Origin of the sequence: Nocardia goodfellowii (assembly GCF_017875645.1) — a bacterium.
Taxonomy (GTDB): domain Bacteria; phylum Actinomycetota; class Actinomycetes; order Mycobacteriales; family Mycobacteriaceae; genus Nocardia; species Nocardia goodfellowii.
Genome location: NZ_JAGGMR010000001.1, coordinates 1,136,912 through 1,160,328, shown reverse-complemented (window position 1 = coordinate 1,160,328; position 23,417 = coordinate 1,136,912). Strand labels below are relative to the sequence as shown.

Here is a 23,417-nt window from a genome sequence, read left to right as displayed (position 1 = left end):
GGCGTTCGGCTTTTTCGTCAGGAAAACGGCGGGGCGGCAGTGTCTTTGGCGGAGCGCACGTAGGACAGCCGCTGCCCGTCCCGGCCGACCTCGGGCCAGTCGATGCCCAGCCGATGGTCGAAAGCGTCGATGTCCCGGTCGAATTCGGGGGTGTACTCCAGCGAACACAGATAGGTGACGGTGGATCGGTCCTCCAGCGAAAGGATCGCGTGCCCGAGACCCTCGGAGAGGAACACCGAACGGCGGTGCACATCGTCGAGCAGCACGCTGTCCCAGTGCCCATAGGTGGGCGAGCCGGGACGCAGGTCCACCACCACGTCGAAGAAGGCGCCTCGCACACAGGTCACGTACTTGGCCTGGCCGGGCGGGTCCTCGGTGTAATGGATGCCGCGCAGTACGCCGGCCGCCGACACCGAGGTGTTGACCTGGCACAGATCGAAGGTCCGGCCGGTCGCCTTCTCGAACTCCGAGGCCTTGAACGTCTCGGCGAAGGTGCCGCGCTCGTCCCCGAGCAGGCGCGGGGTCATCACCCACGCGCCCGGCACCGCGAGTTCCCGGAACTCCATCCTCACCAATCCCACCTGGGCGCTCGCCCGTCCGCGCCCGCCGAACCGTGCGTCAGCGCGCTGTGCTTACCCGCGCCGTCCGCCATTCCCGAGTGGTCCGGCCCCTGCGCGAGCAGGTCGAGCAGATACGTTCCGTACCCCGAACGCACCAGCGGTTCGGCCTGCGCGCGCAGCTGTTCGTCGTCGATATACCCCATTCGCCAGGCGACCTCCTCGGGCACGCCGATTTTCAAGCCTTGGCGTTCCTCGATGGTGCGCACGTAGTTGGCGGCGTCCAGCAGCGAATCGAAGGTGCCGGTGTCCAGCCAGGCGGTGCCGCGGGCCAATACGTCCACACGCAGCCGCTGGGCTTCCAGGTAGGCGCGGTTGATATCGGTGATCTCGTATTCGCCGCGTGCGGACGGGCGCAGCGTCTTGGCGATCTCCACGACATCGTTGTCATAGAAATACAGCCCCGGGATGGCGTAGTTGGAGCGCGGCTTCTTCGGTTTCTCCTCGATCGAGACCGCGCGCCCCTCGGCGAACTCGATGACGCCGTAGGCGGTGGGGTCGGAGACCCAGTAGGCGAAGACCGCGCCGCCCTCCAACCCGGAGAAGCGGTTCAGGCTGGTGCCGAGGCCGGGACCGTGGAAGATGTTGTCGCCGAGCACGAGTGCGGCGCTGTCGGTGCCGATGTGGTCGGCGCCGAGCACGAACGCGCGGGCCAGGCCGTCGGGTTCCGGCTGCACCACGTAGTCGAGCGCGATGCCGAACTGGGAACCGTCGCCGAGCAGGCGGCGGAAGGCCTCCGCGTCCTCGGGCGTGGTGATCACCAGCACGTCCCGGATGCCCGCGAGCATCAGCGTGGACAGCGGGTAGTAGATCATCGGCTTGTCGTAGACCGGGACCAGCTGCTTGCTCACCCCGCGCGTGATCGGGTGCAACCGGGAGCCGGTGCCGCCCGCCAAGATGATTCCGCGCATGCCCAGGAGTCTGCCAGTTTCCACTTCCAGCGTCGCACTCGACGTCGGGCAGGTTCCGACACGCCTACGAAATGATCACGGGGGTTTAGCTTCTCGGCGATTCGGGCGAATCTTGTTGTGTAGGTCACATTCACGTGGTCTCCTGAGTCAGAGCGTTGTGAAACAACGCCGTGTGGGATGTCAGCGCCGATGTCTCAGAGGTCGGCGCGCCAGTGGGAAGCAGGTGCGCGATGTCCGCGATCGGTGTCGGCGAAGTAATGAATCCGGACGGACCAAGCCCGGCGGCGCGCCTGCTCCTGGCGACCTGCATCTCGGTGGTGCGACCCGCGCTGCGGGTAGCCCCGATCACCCGGGCCACCATCCCGATCGGCGCGTTCGCCATCGACAATCTCGCCAAGCTACGGCCCGGCCCGCGCGGCGTCGACCGGGAACAGGTGACGCTGCGTGGTTTCCGGATGGAGATCCTCCGGCCCGCGGGCGGTTCCAAGTCGCTGCGCCACGGCGCGATGCTCTATATGCACGGCGGCGGCTTCGCGGTCTGCGGCCTGACCACGCACCGCCCCGTCGCCGCCAGCCTGGCCCGGCGCACCGGACTGCCGGTGATCAATGTGGAGTACCGCCAACTACCCGGGCGCAGCATCGCCCAGTCGGTCGAGGACTGCCTGACCGCCTACCGCTGGTTACTACGGAAGGGCGCGGACCCCTCGCGCATCACTTTCGCCGGCGATTCGGCGGGCGGCTACCTCACCTTCGCCACCGCCCTCGCGGCCATCGAAACCGGCCTGCCCACCCCGGCGGCCCTGATCGGTCTCAGCCCGCTGCTCGACCTGGACTACGCCGCCAAGCGGGCGTACATGAACGTGGCCCGCGATCCCTATATCCCACTGTCCGCGCTGGCGGCGGTGGTCCGCATCGGGGCCGAGATCGACGGACGGCTGGACCCCATGCTGTCTCCGGTGAACGGCGCGCTCGCCAGTCTGCCGCCGGTCCTGCTCATCGCCGCCGAGGACGAGGTGCTGCGCTACGACTGCGAGCTCATGGCCCAGCGTCTGACCGCGGCGGGCGTACCGAACACCGTCGAATTGTGGCGTGGCCAGGTCCACGCCTTCATGAGCATCGCTCCCGGCTTACCCGAGGGCCGCAGGGCGCTGGGCCGGGTGGCCCGTTTCGTCCGCGCCTGCACCGCGGCAGCCGACGAAGCGCGCACCGCCTGATTGAGCTCGGACGGCCTCGACTCCGGTCGGCCGGACGAGCATGAACCCCCGCTCCCGTGCAAGGGGCGGGGGTTCAATTGTCAGCGGTGTGTTAAGAAATTGATTCACGTGTAGCGGCAAACCAATTGTCACCAATTAGACTTACTCAGTTAATCGTTCGTTCATCAAGCGCGCGAAAAGCACTGCCCAACAGAACAACCCCGCCCGGAATTCCGGACGGGGCTGTCTGAGACCGAATTACTTGGCCGGCGGGGTGAACGGTGCGTTGATGGTGGCGAAGTACTGGATTGCAGCGCCGATCGCGACCGGAGCGGTCACGAAGATCTGGCCGGCGATGGCGCCCAGTGCGCCCATGGCCGCGGCGCCGCCGAGGCAGCCCGCGAGGGCGGCCGGGATGAACGGGCCGAACAGGCCGACGATGGTGCCGCCGACGATCGCGCCACCGAGCACGCCGCCCAGCACGCAGCCGACGGCCGCGCCGCCGAGGCCACCGACCAGGGTGCCGATGGTGGCGCCCATGGAGATGGTGGAGGTCATGCGGCTCCAGGCGGCCTGCTCACGGTCGTATTCCGTCTTCCACGGCGCCTTGTCCTCGAACGGCAGGGCGACCGGCTTGTAGACCGCCTTGCTCATGTCGAGCTGGGGGGTCAGCACCGCCTTGTGCTGGGAAACCTCCGCGGCGATGGGGAATTCGAATTCGTCGACCTTGAACTTGAGCGGGGTGCCCGCGACGGTGGTGCCGTCGGCCGCCTTGATCTTGAGCGCGTCGTCCTCGACGACCAGCGAGCCGGAGTCGATGGTGATGATCGACTGGGTGTCGGTGGAGTCGGCGGTGAAGTTGATCGGCTGGGCGGCCGGAGCGGTGGGGTCCGCGTTGACGGTGCCCGCCGTGACGCCCATGGCGGCGATCAATAGCGCAGAGGTAGCAGCAAACTTCTTGAAACGCATGGTGTTTTGGTCCTCATCAGGTGCATTTAGCGGTTGACTGGTGACCGGTGACTGAGTTCGCAAACTTTCAGTAACCCGGTCGGGCCGAAGGAAGCCCCGCGCGGAAAGCACGCCGGGCGGGGCTCCTGGCTCGATGTTCGGTTGTTGATTCAGTTGTGCGAATTCAGTTGTGAGCTGGGGAAATTACTTCGCCGGCGGCACGAAGGGCGCGTTGACGGTGGCGAAGTACTGGATCACGGCGCCGATGGCGACCGGAGCCGTGATGAAGATTTGGCCCGCGATGGTGCCCAGCGCGCCCATGGCGGCCGCGCCGCCGAGGCAGCCCGCGAGGGCGGCCGGGATGAACGGGCCGAACAGGCCGACGATGGTGCCGCCGACGACAGCGCCGCCCAGGACGCCGCCCAGCACGCAGCCGACGGCCGCGCCGCCGAGGCCACCGACCAGCGTGGCGATGGTGGCGCCCATGGCGATGGTGTCCTTCATGCGGTTGAAGGCGGCCACCTCACGGTCGTATTCGGTCTTCCACGGCGCCTTGTCCTCGAACGGCAGGGCGACCGGCTTGTAGACCGCCTTGTCCATGTCGAGCTGCGGGGTCAGGGTCGCGGTGCGATCCGAAACCTGGGCGGCGATCGGGAATTCGAATTCGTCGACCTTGAACTTGAGCGGGGTGCCCGCGACGGTGGTGCCGTCGGCCGCCTTGATCTTGAGCGCGTCGTCCTCGACAACCAGCGAGCCGGAGTCGATGGAGATGATGGACTGGGTGTCGGTGGACTGGGCGGTGAAGTTGATGGCTTCGGGACCGGCCTCGGCCGGAGCCGCGTTGACGGTGCCTGCCGTGACGCCCAGGGCGGCGATCAGCAGAGCCGACGTAGCGGCGAATTTCCTCATAAGCATTTGGTTTTGAACCTCGATGTAGAGCGTTCGGCGGGGACTAACTGATCGAAATCTAGACCAGCTAACGGGTGGTGAACCGGTTGTGACCTTTAATTCAAATTTTGTTCACCAAACGGACTTGCGCCGTGGTGTGGTTTTGGAAATGTCCGCTCTCAGCACGCTTTTCGAATTACCGAAGTCGTTCCGTTCGGCATTAACCGAACCCTAGTGTGATCAACGACACTCAGGTTGCTCTCAGGTGCCGCCCGCGCCGGTTTCCCGCCTGCGGCAACCCAGACAGTGCCACCGACGTAAGGTTCATGCCGTGCGATTGCTCGTAACCGGCGGAGCCGGATTCATCGGTGCGAATTTCGTCCACCAGACCGTGGCCCAGCGGCCCGGCACGACGGTGACGGTCCTCGACGCGCTCACCTACGCGGGCAACAAGGCCTCACTCGACCCCGTCGCCGACCGCATCGACTTCGTGCACGGCGACATCGCCGACCTCGACCTGGTCGACGAGCTCGTCAGCGGCGTCGACGCGGTGGTGCATTTCGCGGCCGAATCGCACAACGACAATTCGCTCACCGAGCCGTGGCCGTTCATCCAGACCAATATCGTCGGCACGTACTCGCTGCTGCAGGCGGTGCGGCGCTACGACGTGCGCTACCACCACGTCTCCACCGACGAGGTCTACGGCGATCTCACCCCGGATGAGCCGCGCTTCACCGAGCGCACCCCGTACAACCCGTCCAGCCCCTACTCGGCGTCCAAGGCGTCCAGCGACATGCTGGTCCGCGCCTGGACCCGTTCCTTCGGCGTGCGCGCCACCCTGTCGAACTGCTCCAACAACTACGGGCCGTATCAGCACGTGGAGAAATTCATTCCGCGCCAGATCACCAACCTGATCGACGGCGTCCGCCCGCGCCTCTACGGCGCGGGCCATCAGATCCGCGACTGGATCCACGTGGAGGACCACAACCGCGCGGTCTGGGACATTCTGGATCGCGGCCGCATCGGCCAGACCTACCTGATCGGCGCCGACGGCGAACTCGACAACAAAACCGTCGTCCAGCTGATCCTGGAAGAATTCGGCCGCGCACCCGACGATTTCGACCACGTCACCGACCGGCCGGGCCACGACCAGCGATACGCCATCGACGCGTCGCTGCTGCGTGCCGAACTCGGTTGGTCGCCGCGGTACGCCGATTTCCGCGCGGGCCTCGCGGCGACGGTCCAGTGGTACCGGGACAACGAGGACTGGTGGCGGCCGGAGAAGGCGGCCACCGAGCGGGCCTACGTCGCGGCGGGTGAACGCACCCTGGACGGCACCGCCGAGTAGCGCTCGCCCACAACTGGTTTCGAGCGCTACCCGGTGCGGGGTGTCAGTCCGGGTCGATGCCGTAGAGGCGCGCCCAGTTCTCGCGGCTGGTCAATTCCGGCATGGCGGCACGGTATTCGGCCGTCAGCCGGGGGAGGTCCTTGCGCAGCCGGCGTAGGACGCGGATGGTGCGCTTGAGTAGCTGACGCGCACGTTCCTTGTCCCGCTGCCGGATTCGCACACCGGACTGCGAGGCGTCGGTGACCACCACGTGGTCGAACAGCGACACGTGCCACCAGTGCGCGTCCTCCCGGGTGACGCCGATCAGGCCGTGCTGGGTGCGTCCGGTCCACTGGTTGATGGCCCGTTTGATCAGCACCAGCAGCACGCGGCTGGGTTCGCCACCGGCTCTTCGCAATTGGACGTCGGCGGCGCGCACCGGCGGAGTCGCGGCGGCGTGCTTGGCGGTCTCCGGGTAGTCGCCGCGGCTCTTGCGGGCCCGCGCGAGCGCGTCGATGCCGCCGTCGCGCAACACCTTCGGGCCTTCCAGGAAGTCCTCGATGCCCTGCAGGGTGGTGTGCGCCAGGCCGTACTGCATCGCCACCAGGTACTCGGCGATATTGCGGAAGAACTGGCGGGTGATCTTCTTACCGTCCAGGTCGGCGTGCATGGCGCCGACGATCAGCGAGTTGCGCGTGCTGAAGTAGCGCGCCCAGTCGTCGAAATCCTTCCAATAGAAGTCGGCGTGCCACACCGCGGCGTTCGGCAGGGTGACGGTGACGAAGCCGTGCTCCCGGGCGCGCACACCGTATTCGACGTCGTCCCACTGGAAGAAGATCGGCACCGGCAGCCCGATTCGGGCCACCACCTCGGCCGGAATCAGGCAGGTCCACCAGGCGTTGTAGCCCGCGTCGACGCGCCGCTCCTGGTTCTTCTTCAGCATGGAGGTGTTGCGCAGCGCCTTGGCCACCTTCTGCCCGTGCTTGAGCTCGTGCAGATGCACCTCTTCGGCGCCGACGTTGAGGTAGTCGGGATTGAGCAGGAACAGCATCTGCGCCCCGACCAGCGTGGGCTCCACGGTCATATTGGCGAAGGCGTTGAGCCGCAACACCGTTTCCGGTTCGCACAGGATGTCGTCGTCCATCAGGATGACGTCGGCGTGCTCGTTCACCGCGGACACCTCGTAGAGGCCGCGGGTGAAGCCGCCCGCGCCGCCGAGATTCGGCTGCCGGATGTAGCGCAGTTTGTCGCCGAAGATCGGCAGCGTTTCCTGGAAGCGCGGCCGGTCCTGCACCAGATCGGTGCCCTGGTCGACCACGTACACCGCGTCGATCGCGGCCAGCACGGGCGCGTCGGAGGCCAGCGCGGCAACGGTTTCCGCGCAGTCGGCGGCCCGGTTGAAGGTGCAGATCGCGATGGCGACCGGGCGGATCCGCTCCGGCGCGGCCGCGGTCCAGGTGAGTTCGCTGATGCCGAGCGGGCCGCCGACGGCGTCGAATTCCAGCCACAGCGCACCGCCGTCGACGAACTGATCCACCGGGGCGGTCAGGGTCAGCGCGCCGCTGTCGGTCACGTCGGCGGAACCGATGATGCGGCGGTGCCCGGCGATATCGGAGGCCACGATCCGGACCAGCGCCTTACCGGTCACCTCCAGCACCATGGTCGCGCGCACCTCGGTGACGACGGTCCAGCGCTGCCAGTAGGCGGCGGCGAAACGGCCGAAATAGGTGTTGGTGTGGGCCGTCGCGCCTTTCTCCAGTCGCAGTTCCAGGCGTTCCCGATGGGAACGGCCCTTCACCACCGCGTAGAGCTCGTCGCTGACTTTCGCCGAGGGCCCGGTGAAGATGCCGCGCTGCAGCACGAGCCGGTCCGGCGCCCGATGGTCGACCCGCAGTGCGGCAGGTGCTGCCTCGGCCGAATTGCGGTCGTTCGTTTCGGTAACGGCCTCGGTAGCCGACTGCTCCATGAAGTCCTCGAAATCTTGATTGTGCCGACGGGATGCCGTTCGCGGCGGGGGTGAGGATATCAATCCGCACCCTCCGCCGCCCGTCAGACTTGCGGTTTGGATCCGGTGAACACGAACTTGTTATAGGCCCAGTAACGGAAGCCGACGGCCATCGCCTGGCCGACGACGGTGCCGGCGATGTTGTCCGACAGCGGTGTGGACAGATCCAGCACATACCGGGAGAACCCGAGACAGCCCAGTTGCAACGCGATCGCGATCACGTTGAACAGCGCGTACAGCAGGTATTCGCGCCCCGGGTTGTCGGTCCGCTGATCGGCGAAGGTCCACCACTTGTTGCCGAAATACGTGACGACCGTGGCCACTAGGATCGCGATGATCTTCGCGGCCAGCGGCTGGTGATACAGCACCCCTTCGCCACCCCAGAACACCAGCAGGTTGTAGGTGCCCGCGTCGACCAGGAAACCGATGGCGCCGACGACCAGGAAGGCGCTGCCCTTGCGCAGCGCGGACATCAGTTTGGCGGCCAGGTTCGGCCCCGGTTCAGCAGCGGCCACGGCCTCGACAGCGGAGACCGGCGGCGGATCCGGGACTGACACGGGCTGCTCGGGGTAAGACACTGAGTGACGGTACCTGAACGCGAGTGCGCGCCGGAGCCGACCGTGAACGTGGCAAATCGCGCAGCGCCCTGTAACCTCCCGGTGTTCCCTTTCACCGCCGACCAGCGGTGTGAGCTCAGAGCCCGGAGGCGGTAGCGCAGCGTAACCCCGCAGGGCTCAGCGAGCGCCGCAAATCGAACACAGAGGATTTACCCGGGTGGACTCCACCGAGCTTCGTATCGCCGCAGTCGTCCCCTGCCACAACGAAGAGGCATCGGTCGCCAAGGTCGTCGCCGATCTGCAGGCCGCTGTGCCGGGAATCGTCGTCTACGTCTACGACAACCTCAGCACCGACAAAACAGCCGAACGGGCCCGCGCGGCCGGTGCGATCGTGCGGTATGAAAACACCAAGGGCAAAGGCAATGTGGTGCGCCGCGCCTTCGCCGACATCGACGCCGACATCTATCTGATGATCGACGGCGACGACACCTACGAGGCGTCGGCCGCGCCGTTGATGATCAAGACGCTGCTCGACGGCCCCTACGATCACGTGCTGGGCGTGCGCCGCGAGGACGCGGGCGCCTCGGCCTACCGCGCCGGCCACGAGATGGGCAACAAGGTGCTCAACGGAGTGGTCGGAAAGGTGTTCGGCGACAACGTCGAAGACATGCTCAGCGGGTTCCGGGTGTTCTCCCGGCGCTTCGTGAAGAGTTTCCCCGCGGTGTCGCGTGAATTCGAGATCGAGACCGAGCTGACGGTGCATTCGCTGCACCTGCGCGTCCCGCAGACCGCGGTGCCGGTCGGGTTCCGCGACCGGCCGGCCGGCAGCGAGTCCAAACTTCGTACGTACCACGACGGTTTCAAGATCCTCGGGCTGATCATCGGCCTGGCTCGGCACGAGCGCCCGGTCGCCTTCTACGGCCTGTTCGGCACGCTCAGCTGGCTGGTGTCGATCGCGCTGGCGATCCCGATCGTCGTCGAGTTCTACGCGACGCACGAGGTGCCGCGGTTCCCGACGCTGTTCCTCGCGTTCACCTTGCTGCTGCTCGGCAGCCTTGCCTGGACCGCGGGGCTGGTGCTCGACGGCATCCGGCGCTCCCGGCACGAGGCTTCGCGGTTGATCTATCTGCTGCATTCCGCACCGGGCGTGGACGATCGCGGCGGTGACGCGGAGCCGCCGCGGTGACCACCTCCGCCGATCACGCCGAGCCGAGCACGGCAGGCAGCACCGCACCCGCCACCAATGCGTCTGTGCCGGAAGGTGTTTCAGTAGAACAACCACGGACCGGTGGCGGGGCGCCGGGCCCGGTGCGCCGCGCGGCGACCTCGGTCGTGCACCGATTCGGTGCGGCCACCGTCGCTTTCGCGGTGCTGGTGACGATCTTCGGTGCGGCGTTCGCGGTGAGCACGCCGCCGTTCTGGGGACACGACGAGATCACTCAGTTCGGGCGGGCCTATCAGGTCGCCCACGGCGGCTTCCTGCCCGAACGGATTCCGGACACGCGCGGCGTCGCCTACGGCGCCGACGTGCCGGAGAGCATCACCGAGCTGATGGGTTACGCGCTGCAGGACTACACCACCAATCCGCAGGAACCGGATCCGATGGTGTACGATCCGGCCGACTACGACCGGATGAAGCGCGCCGAGGTTTCCCAGGCCGCCGAACCGGTGTGGTTCACCAACACCGCCGCGTACTCTCCGGTGCCGTATATCCCTGCCGCAGTGGGCATCCGGGTCGCCGAAGCGCTGGACCTGAAGGTCGGCGGCATGATCATGGCAACCCGCCTCGCCGGTCTGGCCGTGTATCTCGCGCTCGTCGGATTCGCCCTGTGGGCGCTGCGCCGGCACCGGGTGCAATGGCTGGTGTTCGCGGTCGCGCTGCTGCCGATCGCGGTGTTCCAGGCGGGCACGGTCACGGCCGACACCATGACCAACGCGCTCGCCATCATGGTTTCGGCGTTGCTGGTGAAGGCGCTGTTCGCCGGAGATCGGCTGGGCCGCACCGAGACCGCCGCCATCCTGGCCGCCGCCATCCTGCTGCCGCTGAGCAAGCCGACCTACGTGCTCCTGGCGCTGCTGGTCGTGTTGATTCCGGTGCGGCGCTTCGCCTTCGGTGCCGCCGAACCGCGTCCCTGGCAGCGTTTCGTGCCCTGGGTGTTCGCCGGCCTGGGTGCGATCGGGTTCGCCCTGTGGACCAAGATCGCCGAACCGACCACCAAGGGCATGGGCCTGATGCGCCCGGAGCACCAGTGGAATTCGGTGCGACCGGCCGACCAGCTCTCCGGAATCCTCAGCGACCCGCTGGCTTTCGTGGACGTGTTCGGCGACAGCATCGCCTACCGCGACCAGCGCTGGTTCATCCAGTTCTTCGGTGAACTCGGCTTCGCCTACATCGACGTGCCCGCGCTGTCCATCGTCGCCTGCCTGTTCGCGCTGGCGGTGGCCGTCGGCATCGCCGACCGGCTGACCGCGTCGAACCGCTGGCGCACCTGGGTGGTCGCGCTGACGGTGGCCGCCAGCGTCGCGATGATCTACGTGACGCTGTACATGTCGTTCACCCCGGTCGGCTACTACATCATCGACGGCGTGCAGGGCCGGTACTTCGTGCCGCTGGCCATCATCGCGCTCGGCGTGCTGCTGCGCTGGATGCCCTTGCGGCTCACCGACACCGAGGGCAAGACGCCCACATTCGGCCCCGCGATCGCCATCGTCGCCGCCAGCTCGATCGGCGTGATCGCGGCGCTGGCCAAGTACCACTCGATCGTCTGGGGCTAGCACGCCCCAGACGTCGAGGCGGCGTCAGAGGAACAGATCGGTGGTCAGTTCCGCGTCGCCCGGGGTGACCCGGTACTGATCCAGATCGGTGATTCCGTGCGCCGCGAGGACGTCGTCATCGATGAAGAAGTTCCCGGAGGTCTTCTCCGCCGGTGCGGTCAGCACCAGGTACGCGGCGTCGGCGTAGATCGCGGGCGTGCGCGAGGTGGACATCATCTCGTCCCCGCCGAGCAGGTTGCGCACCGCGGCGGTGGCGATGGTGGTGCGCGGCCACAGCGAGTTCACGCCGATGCCGTCGCCCTTCAGTTCCTCGGCCAAACCCAGTGTGGTCAGCGACATTCCGTACTTCGCGATGGTGTAGCCCAGTGCCATGCCCGCCCATTTCGGGTCCAGGTTCAGCGGCGGCGACAGCGTCAGAATGTGCGGGTTCCGCCCGGCCCGCGCCGATGCCCGCAGATGCGGTATGCACAGCTTCGACAGCAGGAAACTGCCGCGGCAGTTGATGTCCTGCATCAGGTCGTACTTCTTCATCGGCAGCGCCTCGGTGGGGGACAGGTCGATCGCCGACGCGTTGTTCACCACCAGATCGATGCCGCCGAACCGCTCGACGGTCTGTCGTACGGCCTCGGCCACCGATTCCTCGAGCCGCACATCGCCGACGAACGGCAGCACCTGCCCGCCGGCCGCCTCGATCTCCGCGGCCGCGGTGTGGATGGTGCCCGGCAGCTTGGGGTGCGGCTGGTCCGTTTTCGCGATCAGCGTGACATTCGCGCCGTCCGCCGCCGCCTTCTTGGCGATCTCCAGCCCGATGCCCCGGCTGCCGCCCGACATGATCATCGTCTTGCCCGCCAACGGCTTGCCCGATTCCGCCATGACCCGCTCCTGTCTGTATGCCGCAGGAAAGAGGCGCCCCGCGGCCATCCGCACTTCGCACCTTAAGCGTAACCTCCGGTGCTATGCAACCAGTTGCATATGCGAGCTGGGCAACAAAAAGCGGGGCACCGGTCAGGTGCCCCGCTCGGAGAACGTCAGACTGCCAGTCCGATGACGAACAAAAGCAGGCTCAGCACACACGGCAGCGCCATCAATCCGTAGAGGACATAGATGATCACCACACCCGGAGTCTTCTGCGGAAACTCGCCGATCGCGCCGGGCAGCCAGAACATGGCGGGCGGCTTGTAGTAGTACCGCACCCCTTGGCCCTCACCGAGCGCCACCTGCTGATCCGCCGGCCCCATGTCGAGCAGCCACGGCGTGCTCACCCGCAGGTGATACTGGCCGGGTCCGACCGGAATGTGGTTCTCGCCCCACCGCGTTGTCGGAACCTGCTGACCGTTGATGAAGATCTTCGGCTTGGTGAGCAGGCCGAGCATGAACGCGAACCACTCGTAGTCGGCCTGCACGGTGATTCCCGGCGGTGCCGGGGTCGCCGCGGGCTGGCCGTACTGCGGCGCGGCCTGTCCGTACTGCGGTTGCCCATACGGATTCGGTTGCTGCCCATAGCCTTGCTGCACCGGCTGCCCATAAGGCTGTGCCCCGTATGGCGCGGGCTGCCCATAGGGCTGCGGGGCGCCGTACGGATTTCCCGCGGGCACTGGTTGCTGACCATGCGCAGGCTGCCCGGGGTATTGCCCACCTTGCGCTTGGCCCTGAGGCGGAAATCCGCCGGGGTAACTCATCCAAACCCTCCCGAAAGCACGGTTATTCGCGCCGAACCCTACCGTGGATCATCGATTCCGGCCCTACGGCCCACCTCGCCTGGGCACGCCTGGGGACAAATCGGCGATACCCCGCAGCGAAACCGCTGCGGGGTACCGGTTTCGGGAGCTCAGCGGCGCGAACCGCGTTCCCGGTACATCCGACGCTGCTGCTTGACGATCGACTTCCACTCGCGGGAGCGTTCGGCCTGCAGCCGTTTGTCGGTACGGGCTTCCATCCAGGCGTTCTCGCGGACGAGTTTGCGGTAGCTGTCGAGGCGGCGCTGGGTCAGCTCACCGGTTTCGATGGCATCCTGGACGGCGCAACCGGGTTCGGCCAGGTGCGAGCAGTCGAGGAAACGGCAACTCGCGGCAAGGGCTTCGATGTCGCTGAAGGTCTTCTCGATGCCTTCGGCGGCGTCATAGAGGCCGATCCCGCGCAGACCCGGCGTGTCGATCAGGGTGCCGCCGCCGGGAAGCGGGCGAAGCTCGCGATGGACGGTGGTGTGCCTGCCTTTCTTGTCTACCGAGCGAACGCCGTTGGTGGCGAACACTTCCTGACCGAGCAGCGCGTTGGCCAGAGTGGACTTGCCGGCGCCCGAGGGACCGATCAAAGCGACGGTGCCGTCGAGCATGGCGCCCAGTACGTCCAGCCCGGCGCCGGTCTCGGCGGAGAGGGCGAGGACGGTCGCGCCGGGCGCGGCGGCCCGCACGTCGTCGATCGGAATCTCCGCTGCCGCATCCGCTTTGGTGAGCACCACAATGGGCTGTGCGTCGCTCTCCCAGGCCAGGGTGAGCATCCGTTCGATGCGGTTCAGGTCGACGTCGCCGTCGGCGGCCGAACAGATCAGCACGGTGTCGACGTTGGCGGCCAGCACCTGGGCTTCGGAACGGCCGGAGACCGAGGAGCGCATGATCGCCGAACGGCGCGGCAACAGCTGCCGCACGTTCAGCTCGGCGTCCACAGTCACCCAGTCGCCGGTGCACAAACCGCTGATCTCGGAATCCGCGCGGGGGCAGCGAGCCCGAGCGAGCCCGGTGGGCGTCGCCACATCGCATTCGCTGCGATCCATTCGGATGACGCGCGCGGGGACCCGGCCATCCTCGATGAGGGGGGAGTATTGCGCGGCTACGGCTTCGGTCCAGCCGAAAGGGACATGAAAGTTAGGGTCGTTCTCGACCATGATGGAAGGAATCCTTCGTCGGGCCCGAACCCCGAATCAGGGTTCAGTGCAAGGAGGTGGAGGAGGAGATCGGTACTGCGGGCACAACCACCGCAGGCACGACAATCCGCGACGTTGTCGCCACGATCTCCACCTCCTCGACTCTCTCGACGTTCCCGATCACTTTGGCACAGCCCCTGACGGGCCGCAACCTATTTTTCGGGCTTCCCGAACTGCTCGTGCCGACCGAGGCTGCGCAGGTGGAACCACTCCTTCAGACCGGCCGGATCCCGGCGGGTGACCAGGAAGAACCAGGAGAACCGCACCCACTCCTGCGGCAGCAGTTTGCGCATGCCCGGCTGCGACATCAGGTAGCCGCGGTTGCGGTAGGTGAAGTAGCGCTTCACCGGATCGTCCGGGTACTGGGTGTGCATGCGCCCGCCCAGGATCGGCTTGAACTCGGCCGCGCCATTGGGATGCAGGTACGCGGTTTGCAGGCAGGTGCCGAACGGCAGCCCCGAACGCACCAGCCGGCGATGCACCTCGACCTCGTCACCGCGCACGAACAGCCGCAGATCCGGCACGCCGATCTGATCGACCGCCTTCGCCGCGATCAGCGCACCGTTGAACAGTGAGGCGATCCCGGGCAGGAAGTCCTCGTCGCCGAGTTCGGACCGCAACCGCCGCCACACCACACCGCGGCGCAGCGGGAACGCCAGCCGATCCGGTTCGTCGATATCGCAGACCACCGGGGACACCTCGGCCAGTCCGTGCCGGCGCGCGCAATCCAGCAGCACCGCCAGCACTTCCGAGCCTTCGGGCCGGCCGTCGTCGTCGGCCAGCCAGACCCAGTCCGCCCCGAGGGTCAGCGCGTGCAGGATGCCGAGCGCGAAACCGCCCGCGCCGCCCAGGTTGTGCGCCGAACCCAGGTATGTCGCCTCGATCGGCTGCTCCGCGACCAACTCCGCCACCTCGGGCTCGTTGGCGTTGTCCACCACGATCAGGTGATCCACCGGCCGCGACTGCGAAGTGAGGACTTTCAGCGATTCGGTGAGCAGTTCGCGGCGCTTGTGCGTGACCACCACCGCCACGATCCGGGCATCCGACCCGGTCGAAGGCTGCTCGAACGGTGCGTCCGGCCTGGTCGGGTCGGTAGGCCCGATCGGGGAACTCATGCCTGATTACGCTCCAGTTCTCGCTCTGCTTGCTGACCTGCCGCGCGTTCGGCTGCCATTTCCCGCAGCACCGTCGCCACGTGATTTCCCGCGTCGGGACCCTCGTACGCGCGCACCACTTCTTCGATACCGCCGCGTTTGCGGATCTGGCCGTGATCGATCCACAGCGCGGAATCGCAGAGCTGAGCGAGGAATTCGTTGGAATGGCTGGCGAACACCAGGATGCCAGACCGGGCCACGAGCTCTTGCAGGCGCAACCGCGCCTTCTTCATGAATTCGGCGTCGACCGCGCCGATACCCTCGTCCAGCAACAGGATTTCGGGATCGATGGAGGTCACCACGCCCATTGCCAGGCGCACCCGCATACCGGTGGAATAGGTGCGCAGCGGCATGGACAGATATTCGCCGAGTTCGGTGAAATCGGCGATCTCATCGATCTTCGACAGCATCTTCTTGCGGGTCTGCCCGAGGAACAACCCGCGGATGATGATGTTCTCGTAGCCGGAGATCTCCGGGTCCATACCGACGCCGAGGTCGAACACCGGCGCCACCCGCCCGCGGATGCGCGCGCTGCCCCGGGAGGGTTCGTAGATGCCCGAAAGCAGCCGCAGCAGTGTCGATTTGCCCGCGCCGTTGTGCCCGACCAGACCGACCTTGTCGCCTTCCTTCAGCGACAGGCTGATATCGCGCAGGGCCTCGACGACCACCACGTCGGACTGATTGCGTCCGATGGCCCCGCCCGCCTTGCCGAGGAACGCCTTCTTCAACGACCGCGACTTGGCGTCGAAGATCGGGAATTCCACCCACGCCTGGTGGGTTTCGATGCTCACATTCGAAGTCACCGGGGGCTCCTTTTATACCCAGTAGGGCACGCGCGAACGGTACCGCTTCATGGCGAGGATCGCGACGATCCAGCCGATCAGGGTGATCGCCCCGACGATCGCCCAGTGGTCCCAGCCCGACGGCTCGCCGAGCAGGGGCGCTCGCACGATTTCGAGGTAGTGGAAAGTGGGCACGAGCTCGACGATCTTGGCCCGGTCACCGCCGCCCACCGATTGCAGGGTCTTGGTCGTCCACATCACCGGCGTCAGCACGAACAGCATCAGCGTGGTGCTGGACAGGATGGGCGCGATATCGCGGTAGCGGGTGCTGAAGATACCGAACACGATCGACACCCACGCGGCGTTCAGGAACAGCAGCAGAATCGCCGGGACCGCGAGCAGCACCGACCAGCTCAGGTCGCGCCACACGCTGAACGCGGCCAGCAGCACCACATAGATGGCCATGTTGTGCGCGAAGAACAGGAACTGCCGCCACACCAGCCGGTAGACGTGCACGCTCAACGCCGACGGAAGCTGTTTGATCAAACCCTCGTTGGCGATGAACACCTCCGAGCCCTCGATGAGGCTGGCGGAGATCACGTTCCAGACGATCAGGCCGACCGTCACATACGGCAGGTATTCGGTCAGCGGCTGATTCAGCAGCGTCGCGTAGAGGATGCCCATCGCCGCGGCCTGCAGGCCGGTGGCGATGGTGATCCAGAACGGGCCGAGCACCGAGCGCCGGTAGCGCTGTTTGATGTCTTGCCAACCCAGCGACAACCACAGCTCACGCTGGTTGAAACCGTCGCGGAAATCCTTGAACGCGCGCTGGAAGGTCTGCGAATCCGACACGATCGGCTCGGCCGGAACGGCTTCCGCGGCGAGGGGTTCCTCGGTGGTCACAGGCACTGTGCTTTCTTCAGGACGCACCGCACTCACGTCGGAGTCGGGGCGAGCGGCAGCGGCGGACACGGTGCTCGACACTACCCTTGCGAATTTGACCGGGAGCGGCCGGAACCACGGTGACCGGATCGTCCGGAAGGGCTACAGGTACTGCCCGGATCCGCCGGTCACATGGTCCGGCCTGCCGGTACGAGGTTCGCCGGCATGCAGGCCGGGCGGCAGCGCACCCTGACGCATCTGCTCCAGCTGCGCGCGGGCGGCCATCTGCTGGGCGAACAGCGCGGTCTGGATACCGTGGAACAGTCCTTCGAGCCAGCCGACCAGCTGCGCTTGCGCGATACGGAGTTCGGCGTCGGAGGGCACGGCCTCGTCGGTGAAGGGCAGGGTCAGGCGTTCCAATTCCTCGCGCAGTTCCGGTGCCAGGCCCTGCTCGAGTTCGCGCACCGAGGACCGGTGGATCTCGCGCAGCCGGGTGCGGCTGGCGTCGTCCAGCGGAGCCGCGCGCACCTCTTCGAGCAGCTGCTTGATCATGGTGCCGATGCGCATCACCTTCGCGGGCTGCTCCACCATGTCGGCCAAAGACTCGGCGGCGTCCGCGTTGTCGTCCCGCGCGCCGGCTTCGTCGTCGGAGACCACCTGGGCGTTCAGCGGAGTACCGGCGTCGGCCGGGATGACCAGGTGCCGCCCGTCGGGTCCGACGACAACGATGGAATCGGGTGCCTCATCCGAATGCGTCATGACCCCCATCATGTCATCCGCTCCGCGGGCTTGCCCGTCCGTGTTTACCTGAGCGCCCGGCGTCCTAAACTGTTCGGGTCGTCGTGTGGTTCGGATTTTTGCGGAAAGTCGGTTGCCATGCATTCACCCCGGTCGCTGCGGTGCCATCTGCCAGTCAGGCGGAACACGGTTACGCAGCCTCGCCCGCTGCCCTTAGAGTGGCCAACATGACTTACGACGTCGCGAGGGTTCGGGGCCTGATACCGTCCCTGGGCGACGGCTGGATCCACTTCGATCCGCAGGCGGGCATGCTGGTTCCGGATTCGGTATCGCGTGCCGTATCAACGGGTTTCCGCACGTCCGCCTTCTCGCACATCGGTCGTAACGGCGCCGCCGTGCGCAGCGCCGCCATCCTGGACGCGGCGCGCGAAGCGGTCGCGGATCTGGTCGGTGGCGACCCGGCCGGCGTGGTACTCGGCCCTGATCGCGCGGTACTGCTGGCCTGGCTGGCGGAGTCGCTGAGTTCCCGGCTCGGGCTCGGCACCGGCATCGTGCTGTCCCGGCTGGATGATGAAGCCAACGTCGCGCCGTGGCTTCGCATCGCGAACCGCTATGGCGCACACGTGCGCTGGGCCGAGGTGGAGATCGAGACCTGCGAGATGCCGTCCTGGCAGTTCGAGGAATTGATCGGGCCCACCGCGCGGCTGGTGGCATTGACGGCCGCCTCGCCGATCGTCGGCTCCGCGCCCGCGGTGCGGGTGGCGGCGGATCGGGTGCACGAGGTAGGTGGCCTGTTGGTTGCCGACGCGGTCGGCGCGGCCCCGTACGCGCTCATCGACATCGACGAACTCAACGCCGACGTGATCGCGCTCAGCGCGCCCGCGTGGGGCGGCCCGCAGATCGGCGCGCTGGTGTTCCGCGACCCGGCGTTCCTGGACCGGATTCCGTCGATGTCGTTGAACCCGTACGCGAAAGGCGCCGAGCGTCTCGAGGTCGGCGGGCACCAGTACGCGCTGCTGGCCGGCCTCACCACCTCCATCGACTTTCTGGCGGGCCTGGACGAACGCGCCACCGGCACCCGGCGCGAGCGCCTGGAAGTCTCGATCACCTCGTTGCAGGATTACCACGACCAGCTGTTCGAACATCTGATGGACGTGCTCGACAAGGTGCCCAATCTGACCGTCATCGGCCGGGCCTCCACCCGCATCCCCACCGTGTCGTTCACGCTCGCGGGCATGCAGGCGGAGAAGGTCGCGGCGAAGCTCGCCGACGCCCGGATCGGCACGCTGAGCGGTGTGCACGGTGGTAGCCGATTGCTCGACGCGCTCGGCGTCAATGATGAGGGCGGGGCCGTCACCATCGGTTTGGCCCCGTACACAACGAAATTCGAGATCGACCAGCTCGGCCGAGCACTCACCGCCCTGGACTGACCGCCGCTGTCCCGGCGTCGTCAGTGTGCGACTCGGAGCGTGACCTTTCCGAAAGTCCCTGAGTCGTCGAGCATTCGATGTGCCGCGCCGACCTCGCTGATCGGCAGTTCGGCATGGATCACCGGCACGATCCGCCCGTCGGCGAGCAGCGGCCACACATGCTGCCGCACCTCGGCGATGATCTCGGCCTTGCTGTGGCTGCCGGTAGCGGGCCGCTTCCGCAGATTGGTGGCGTGGATGGTGCCCCATTTACCCAGCAGCGTCGCGACATTCAGCTCGGCTTGCACTCCGCCCTGCATACCGATCACCACCAGGTGGCCGTGGTCGGCCAGCGCCTCCACATTGCGCGCCAGATAGGCCGCGCCCATATTGTCCAGAATGATGTCGGCTCCCGGGCCACCCGCGGCGGACTGCTGCTCCCGCACGACCTCGACGAAATCCTGCTCCCGATAGTTGATCAGCACGCTCGCCCCGAGCTCGGCGCACCGCCGCAACTTCTCGTCCGATCCCGCGGTCACCGCGACCCGGGCGCCGCGCTGAACCGCGACCTGGATGGCATGGGTGCCGATCCCGCTGCCGCCGCCGTGGAGGAGCACCAACTGCCCCGCGCGCAGCCCAGCCGTCAGCACCAGGTTGGACCACACCGTGGCGGCGACCTCCGGCAGCCCGGCCGCCGCGGCGAGATCCAGCCCCTCCGGCACCGGCAGCAGCTGACCGGCGGGCGCGACGACGCGCTCGGCATACCCACCGCCGGACAGCAGCGCGCACACCCGATCACCCACCCGCCAATCCCGCACCCCCGCCCCGACTTCGGCGACAACACCCGAAACCTCGAGCCCCATCAAATCGCTGGCTCCGGGCGGCGGCGCGTAGAACCCCTGCCGCTGCAACAGATCCGCCCGATTGACTCCGGCGGCAGCCACATCGATCAGCACCTCACCCGACCCGAGCGCCGGATCAGGCACCTCCCCCCACTCCATGACCTCCGGCCCACCGAACCCGTTCAACCTGATTCCACGCATGCACCCATCCTGCCCCAGCCCCCACCCACCGCCGCTCATCCAGCACCGGCCCGCCGTGCCGCCGAAGTACGTGCCGGTCGGCCGCCCGCCGCCGGTCGGCCGATGGAGGCGGTGGTGATTGTGGGGTCGCGGTGGGTGGTGGCCGATCGCGGCTGGGCCGCTGGGAGCCGGGTGGTTCTCGATAGCGATGGCGGGTGGTTGTTCGCGGCTGGGCCGCTCGAGCCCCGGCGATGAACTGGATCGGGCTGGGCCGCAGCCAATCTGGTGGCCGGGGCGCGGCGGGCCGGTGGAGGGACTAGCGTTCCGGCCGTGAGCAGCTTTATCGACTTCCAGAACGAGATCTACCTGGCGGGACTGGGTGGCGCGGTGCCCGATTTGCCGATGACGGCAGCGGGGTTGGAGCAGCGGGCGCGGGAGGTGCTGGGTGCGGCCGAGTTCGCGTATGTCGCGGGTAGTGCTTCCTCGGAGCGCACCGCGGCGGCGAACCGCTCCGCGTTCGATCGGCATCGCATCGTGCCGCGGATGCTGCGCGGCACCACCGGCCCCGGCGCGCGCGATCTGTCGGTGGAAGTGCTGGGCACCAAACTGGCCGCGCCGGTGCTGACCGCGCCCATCGGGGTACTGGAGTTGATGCACGACAAGGGCGAGCTGGTCGTCGCCGATGTCACCAAGGAGCTCGGCATCGGCACCGTGCTGTCCACGGCATCGTCTTCCACTATCGAGGAGGTCGGCGCGGCCGCGGACGCCTGGTGGTACCAGCTGTATTGGCCGAACGACGACGAACTGGCCCGCTCCTTCGTCGAACGCGCCGAACGCGCGGGCGCGAAAGCCATCGTCGTCACGGTCGACACCCCGAGTCTGGGCTGGCGGCCCCGCGATCTCGAACTGGCGCACCTGCCCTTCCTGCGCGGCAAGGGCATCGCCAACTACCTCTCCGATCCGGTGTTCCGCTCGAAGCTGCCCAACCCGCCGGAGGAGAGCCCGGAAGCGATGCAACTCGCGGTCCTCACCTGGGTCGGGCTGTTCGGCAAGCACACCCTGCGCCCCGCCGATCTCGCGCACCTGCGGGAATGGACCGATCTGCCGATCGCGGTGAAAGGCATCCAGCATCCCGACGACGCCCGTCAGGTCGTGGACGCGGGCGCCGACGCCGTCATCGTCAGCAACCACGGCGGCCGCCAGGTGGACGGCGCGATCGGTGCCCTGGACGCCCTGCCCGCCGTGGTGGCGAGCATCGGCGACCGCGCCGACGTCCTGTTCGACTCGGGCATCCGCACCGGCTCGGACATGCTCGTCGCGTTGGCACTCGGCGCTAAGGCGGTGCTCTACGGCCGCCCATGGGCCTACGGCCTCGGCATCGGCGGCCGCGCCGGCGCCCGCCACGCCTTCCGCCTACTCCTAGCCGACTTCGACTCCGCCCTGGGCCTCGTCGGTTGCGCGTCCCCCGCCGAACTCGACCGATCCCTGATCGCGACTACACGCTGACCCCCTCCACCCCGTGCGATAGCATCAGGCCCTGGAGACGTGGCAGAGCGGCCGAATGCACACGCCTTGAAAGCGTGCGTCGTGAAAGCGACCGGGGGTTCAAATCCCTCCGTCTCCGCCACAGCCTCTGACCTCGATAAGGTCAGAGGCTTTTCCTTATCCCCGGCGCACGAAGTTCGGGCGGATCGAGTCGTCCGGCGGATCGAAGTAGCGGTGGAAGGTGGGTGTCAGTCCTGCGGAGATGGGCGGGTTGATCCAGGACCAGTCGGTGGGGCAGGTGCGGCCTGCGGCCTGTTCGCGGGCGACGTGGTCGCAGAACTGTTTGGCCACCGTGTGGTGGTCGACCAGGTAGACGCCGGATTTGCGGTAGCTGTGCAGCACGGCGCGGTTGAGTTCGATCAGGGCCTGGTCGCGCCAGAGCGTGCGCGCGCTGGAGGTGTCCAGGCCCATCAGGTCGGCGATCAGCGGCAGCATGTTGTAGCGGTTGGTGTCGGAGAGGTTGCGGGCCCCGATCTCGGTGCCGACGTACCAGCCGTTGAACGGCGCGCAGGGGTAGGTGACGCCGCCGATCTCCAGGTCCATATTGGAAACGACCGGCAGCGCATGCCATTTCAGGCCCAGGCTGGCGAACCAGTCGAAGTCCGGGTGTTCCAGGGCGACCTCGCGCGCCAGCTCTCGCGGCACATCGAACCAGCGGATCGGTTCGTCGGGAGTGCTGATCAGCACCGGCAGGATGTCGAAGGGTGTGCCCGCGCCGCGCCAGCCGAGCTTCTGCGCGAATTCGGTGACCGCGACGTGAGCGGCGTCGCCGGTGACGGTGCCGTCACCATTGCGGTAGCCCGCGTAGCGGATGAGTTGTGCGGAGACGATGCGGAATTCGCGACCGTCGGGCCGGCGCGGCGGCCCGACGGTGATCATGGATTGGATGGCGCCGCCGTTGGTGGCCAGGCGCAGATGCTCCCAGCAGGCCTCGGCCAGTTCCGTGGCCGAGCGCACATGGCGTGCGTCGATCAATTTCAGTGCGCGCCAATGCTTCCGGCCGACGCAGCGGGCATGGTTTCGCCAGGCGAGTTTGGCGCCGATCAGGATTTCCTCGGCGGTGTGCTCGTAGACGGCCTCGTGTTCGAGTTCGCGCAGGGCGACCCGGCGGCGATGGCTCGGCAGGTGCGCCAATTCCGGTTGTCGGAAGAATTCGTCGCACTCGCGCAGCCGGCGTGCTTGCTCGGGGCCGAAAGCGCCTGCGTCGGTGAGGTTTTGGAACTGACGAACGGGCAACATTTGATTCACGATTTTCTCCGGTCGGGCATCAGGTACTGCGAGAACAGACAAGACATCGAACGTGGAGCGTGGATCGATCACCGGCGTACGCCGGCCGGGCCAGGAGCCGTGCGGGTCAGCCCGCCGCGAAAGTTCGCGAGGGGTATGCGCGACGGACGTGGAACGGTGTCGGGGGAGCGCGGCCGGAGCGGCGCTCCGTGATGCCGTGAAGTAGCCCGTATCGCCGGGCTGGTGCGGGGCGAACGATGTTGTCGGTGCGGGCGCGTTCTCGGCGTCTCTTGCGCATGTCCGCGCACGCAACACCCTGAGCTGGGTGTGGGGCAGAGCTGCGCGCGGTCATCCGGTATCCGATCGACGCCTGAGGAAGGCCCGGGGAAAAGCGTACGACCGGTGTGCTGGTCGTGTGCCCGAATTCGACGTAATCCCAGTTGGATTGGCCTGCGCTGTCAGTCAAGCGACCGAATCGGAGTTTGCCAGGGGCTTCCAGGCAACCTCGCTGTCATAC

20 protein-coding genes, 1 tRNA gene and 1 pseudogene are annotated in these 23,417 nt (G+C 67.2%); 7 read left to right on the top strand and 15 right to left on the bottom strand.

The features are described from left to right. Positions 1-17: 17 nt before the first annotated feature. Entirely contained in the window at positions 18-566 is a 549-nt protein-coding gene (locus BJ987_RS04840) for a dTDP-4-dehydrorhamnose 3,5-epimerase family protein (RefSeq protein ID WP_209897850.1), read from the bottom strand. 95 nt (positions 567-661) lie between these two features. Next, a pseudogene (rfbA, locus tag BJ987_RS04835) lies at positions 662-1,528 on the bottom strand (glucose-1-phosphate thymidylyltransferase RfbA); the annotation flags it as partial. Between the two features lie 230 nt (positions 1,529-1,758). Between rfbA and BJ987_RS04830 the strand changes: the two are divergent. Then, entirely contained in the window at positions 1,759-2,742 is a 984-nt protein-coding gene (locus BJ987_RS04830; RefSeq protein WP_209885050.1) for an alpha/beta hydrolase, read from the top strand. A gap of 237 nt (positions 2,743-2,979) precedes the next feature. Here the strand turns inward: BJ987_RS04830 and BJ987_RS04825 are convergent, their stop codons facing one another. Further along, the gene (locus tag BJ987_RS04825; RefSeq protein ID WP_209885048.1) at positions 2,980-3,690 is read right to left on the bottom strand and encodes a DUF8020 domain-containing protein; all 711 of its coding nucleotides are present in this window, start codon (positions 3,688-3,690) and stop codon (positions 2,980-2,982) included. Between the two features lie 183 nt (positions 3,691-3,873). Further along, positions 3,874-4,584 carry a DUF8020 domain-containing protein gene (locus BJ987_RS04820; RefSeq protein ID WP_209885046.1) on the bottom strand — a complete coding sequence of 237 codons (711 nt, stop codon included), beginning with the start codon at positions 4,582-4,584 and terminating at the stop codon, positions 3,874-3,876. A gap of 304 nt (positions 4,585-4,888) precedes the next feature. Here BJ987_RS04820 and rfbB point away from each other — a divergent pair, with 304 nt between their 5' ends. Then, on the top strand, positions 4,889-5,905 hold the full coding sequence (gene rfbB / locus BJ987_RS04815) for a dTDP-glucose 4,6-dehydratase (protein WP_209885044.1): 1,017 nt from the start codon (positions 4,889-4,891) through the stop codon (positions 5,903-5,905). Between the two features lie 43 nt (positions 5,906-5,948). Here rfbB and BJ987_RS04810 read toward each other — a convergent pair whose 3' ends face one another. After that, positions 5,949-7,850: a glycosyltransferase gene (locus BJ987_RS04810; protein WP_209885042.1), complete on the bottom strand. Its 1,902-nt coding sequence runs from the start codon at positions 7,848-7,850 to the stop codon at positions 5,949-5,951. A gap of 83 nt (positions 7,851-7,933) precedes the next feature. Beyond that, on the bottom strand, positions 7,934-8,467 hold the full coding sequence (locus BJ987_RS04805) for a GtrA family protein (RefSeq protein WP_307869476.1): 534 nt from the start codon (positions 8,465-8,467) through the stop codon (positions 7,934-7,936). Between the two features lie 196 nt (positions 8,468-8,663). On the opposite strand from BJ987_RS04805, the gene BJ987_RS04800 reads away from it, so the two are divergent. Together BJ987_RS04800 and BJ987_RS04795 are read left to right on the top strand one after the other, a co-directional pair. Next, positions 8,664-9,632 carry a glycosyltransferase gene (locus BJ987_RS04800; RefSeq protein WP_209885041.1) on the top strand — a complete coding sequence of 323 codons (969 nt, stop codon included), beginning with the start codon at positions 8,664-8,666 and terminating at the stop codon, positions 9,630-9,632. Next, entirely contained in the window at positions 9,629-11,221 is a 1,593-nt protein-coding gene (locus BJ987_RS04795; RefSeq protein WP_209885039.1) for a DUF2142 domain-containing protein, read from the top strand. Before BJ987_RS04800 ends, BJ987_RS04795 begins: the two co-directional genes overlap by 4 nt. Positions 11,222-11,245: 24 nt before the next feature. Here BJ987_RS04795 and BJ987_RS04790 read toward each other — a convergent pair whose 3' ends face one another. The 7 genes from BJ987_RS04790 to BJ987_RS04755 all read right to left on the bottom strand — a co-directional run bounded on the left by BJ987_RS04790 (position 11,246) and on the right by BJ987_RS04755 (position 17,718). After that, positions 11,246-12,094, bottom strand: a complete 849-nt coding sequence (locus tag BJ987_RS04790; protein ID WP_209885037.1) for an SDR family oxidoreductase — start codon at positions 12,092-12,094, stop codon at positions 11,246-11,248. A 155-nt stretch (positions 12,095-12,249) separates the two neighbouring features. After that, a complete protein-coding gene (locus BJ987_RS37690; RefSeq protein ID WP_281070356.1) occupies positions 12,250-12,735 on the bottom strand; it encodes a hypothetical protein in 486 nt (161 codons plus the stop codon). Positions 12,736-13,049: 314 nt separating this feature from the next. After that, entirely contained in the window at positions 13,050-14,102 is a 1,053-nt protein-coding gene (gene rsgA, locus BJ987_RS04775; RefSeq protein WP_209885035.1) for a ribosome small subunit-dependent GTPase A, read from the bottom strand. 191 nt (positions 14,103-14,293) lie between these two features. Further along, a complete protein-coding gene (glfT1, locus tag BJ987_RS04770; RefSeq protein ID WP_245365819.1) occupies positions 14,294-15,256 on the bottom strand; it encodes a galactofuranosyltransferase GlfT1 in 963 nt (320 codons plus the stop codon). Beyond that, the gene (gene wzt / locus BJ987_RS04765) at positions 15,253-16,098 is read right to left on the bottom strand and encodes a galactan export ABC transporter ATP-binding subunit Wzt/RfbE (protein WP_209885033.1); all 846 of its coding nucleotides are present in this window, start codon (positions 16,096-16,098) and stop codon (positions 15,253-15,255) included. The genes glfT1 and wzt overlap by 4 nt, the downstream gene beginning before the upstream one ends. Before the next feature lie 12 nt (positions 16,099-16,110). Further along, positions 16,111-16,986, bottom strand: a complete 876-nt coding sequence (gene wzm, locus BJ987_RS04760) for a galactan export ABC transporter permease subunit Wzm/RfbD (protein ID WP_372446836.1) — start codon at positions 16,984-16,986, stop codon at positions 16,111-16,113. 135 nt (positions 16,987-17,121) lie between these two features. Beyond that, the gene (locus BJ987_RS04755) at positions 17,122-17,718 is read right to left on the bottom strand and encodes a bacterial proteasome activator family protein (protein ID WP_209885031.1); all 597 of its coding nucleotides are present in this window, start codon (positions 17,716-17,718) and stop codon (positions 17,122-17,124) included. A gap of 206 nt (positions 17,719-17,924) precedes the next feature. Here BJ987_RS04755 and BJ987_RS04750 point away from each other — a divergent pair, with 206 nt between their 5' ends. Beyond that, a complete protein-coding gene (locus BJ987_RS04750) occupies positions 17,925-19,127 on the top strand; it encodes a cysteine desulfurase-like protein (protein ID WP_209885029.1) in 1,203 nt (400 codons plus the stop codon). A 20-nt stretch (positions 19,128-19,147) separates the two neighbouring features. On the opposite strand, the gene BJ987_RS04745 is transcribed toward BJ987_RS04750, so the two are convergent. Continuing rightward, on the bottom strand, positions 19,148-20,149 hold the full coding sequence (locus tag BJ987_RS04745) for an NAD(P)H-quinone oxidoreductase (RefSeq protein WP_209885027.1): 1,002 nt from the start codon (positions 20,147-20,149) through the stop codon (positions 19,148-19,150). Between the two features lie 309 nt (positions 20,150-20,458). Between BJ987_RS04745 and BJ987_RS04740 the strand changes: the two genes are divergently transcribed. Together BJ987_RS04740 and BJ987_RS04735 are read left to right on the top strand one after the other, a co-directional pair. Continuing rightward, positions 20,459-21,634, top strand: coding sequence for a lactate 2-monooxygenase (locus tag BJ987_RS04740; RefSeq protein WP_209885025.1), 1,176 nt, complete (start codon positions 20,459-20,461; stop codon positions 21,632-21,634). Positions 21,635-21,667: 33 nt separating this feature from the next. Beyond that, positions 21,668-21,755, top strand: a tRNA-Ser gene (locus BJ987_RS04735). Between the two features lie 35 nt (positions 21,756-21,790). Here BJ987_RS04735 and BJ987_RS04730 read toward each other — a convergent pair. After that, on the bottom strand, positions 21,791-22,912 hold the full coding sequence (locus BJ987_RS04730) for a nitric oxide synthase oxygenase (RefSeq protein ID WP_209885023.1): 1,122 nt from the start codon (positions 22,910-22,912) through the stop codon (positions 21,791-21,793). Positions 22,913-23,417 lie beyond the last annotated feature (505 nt).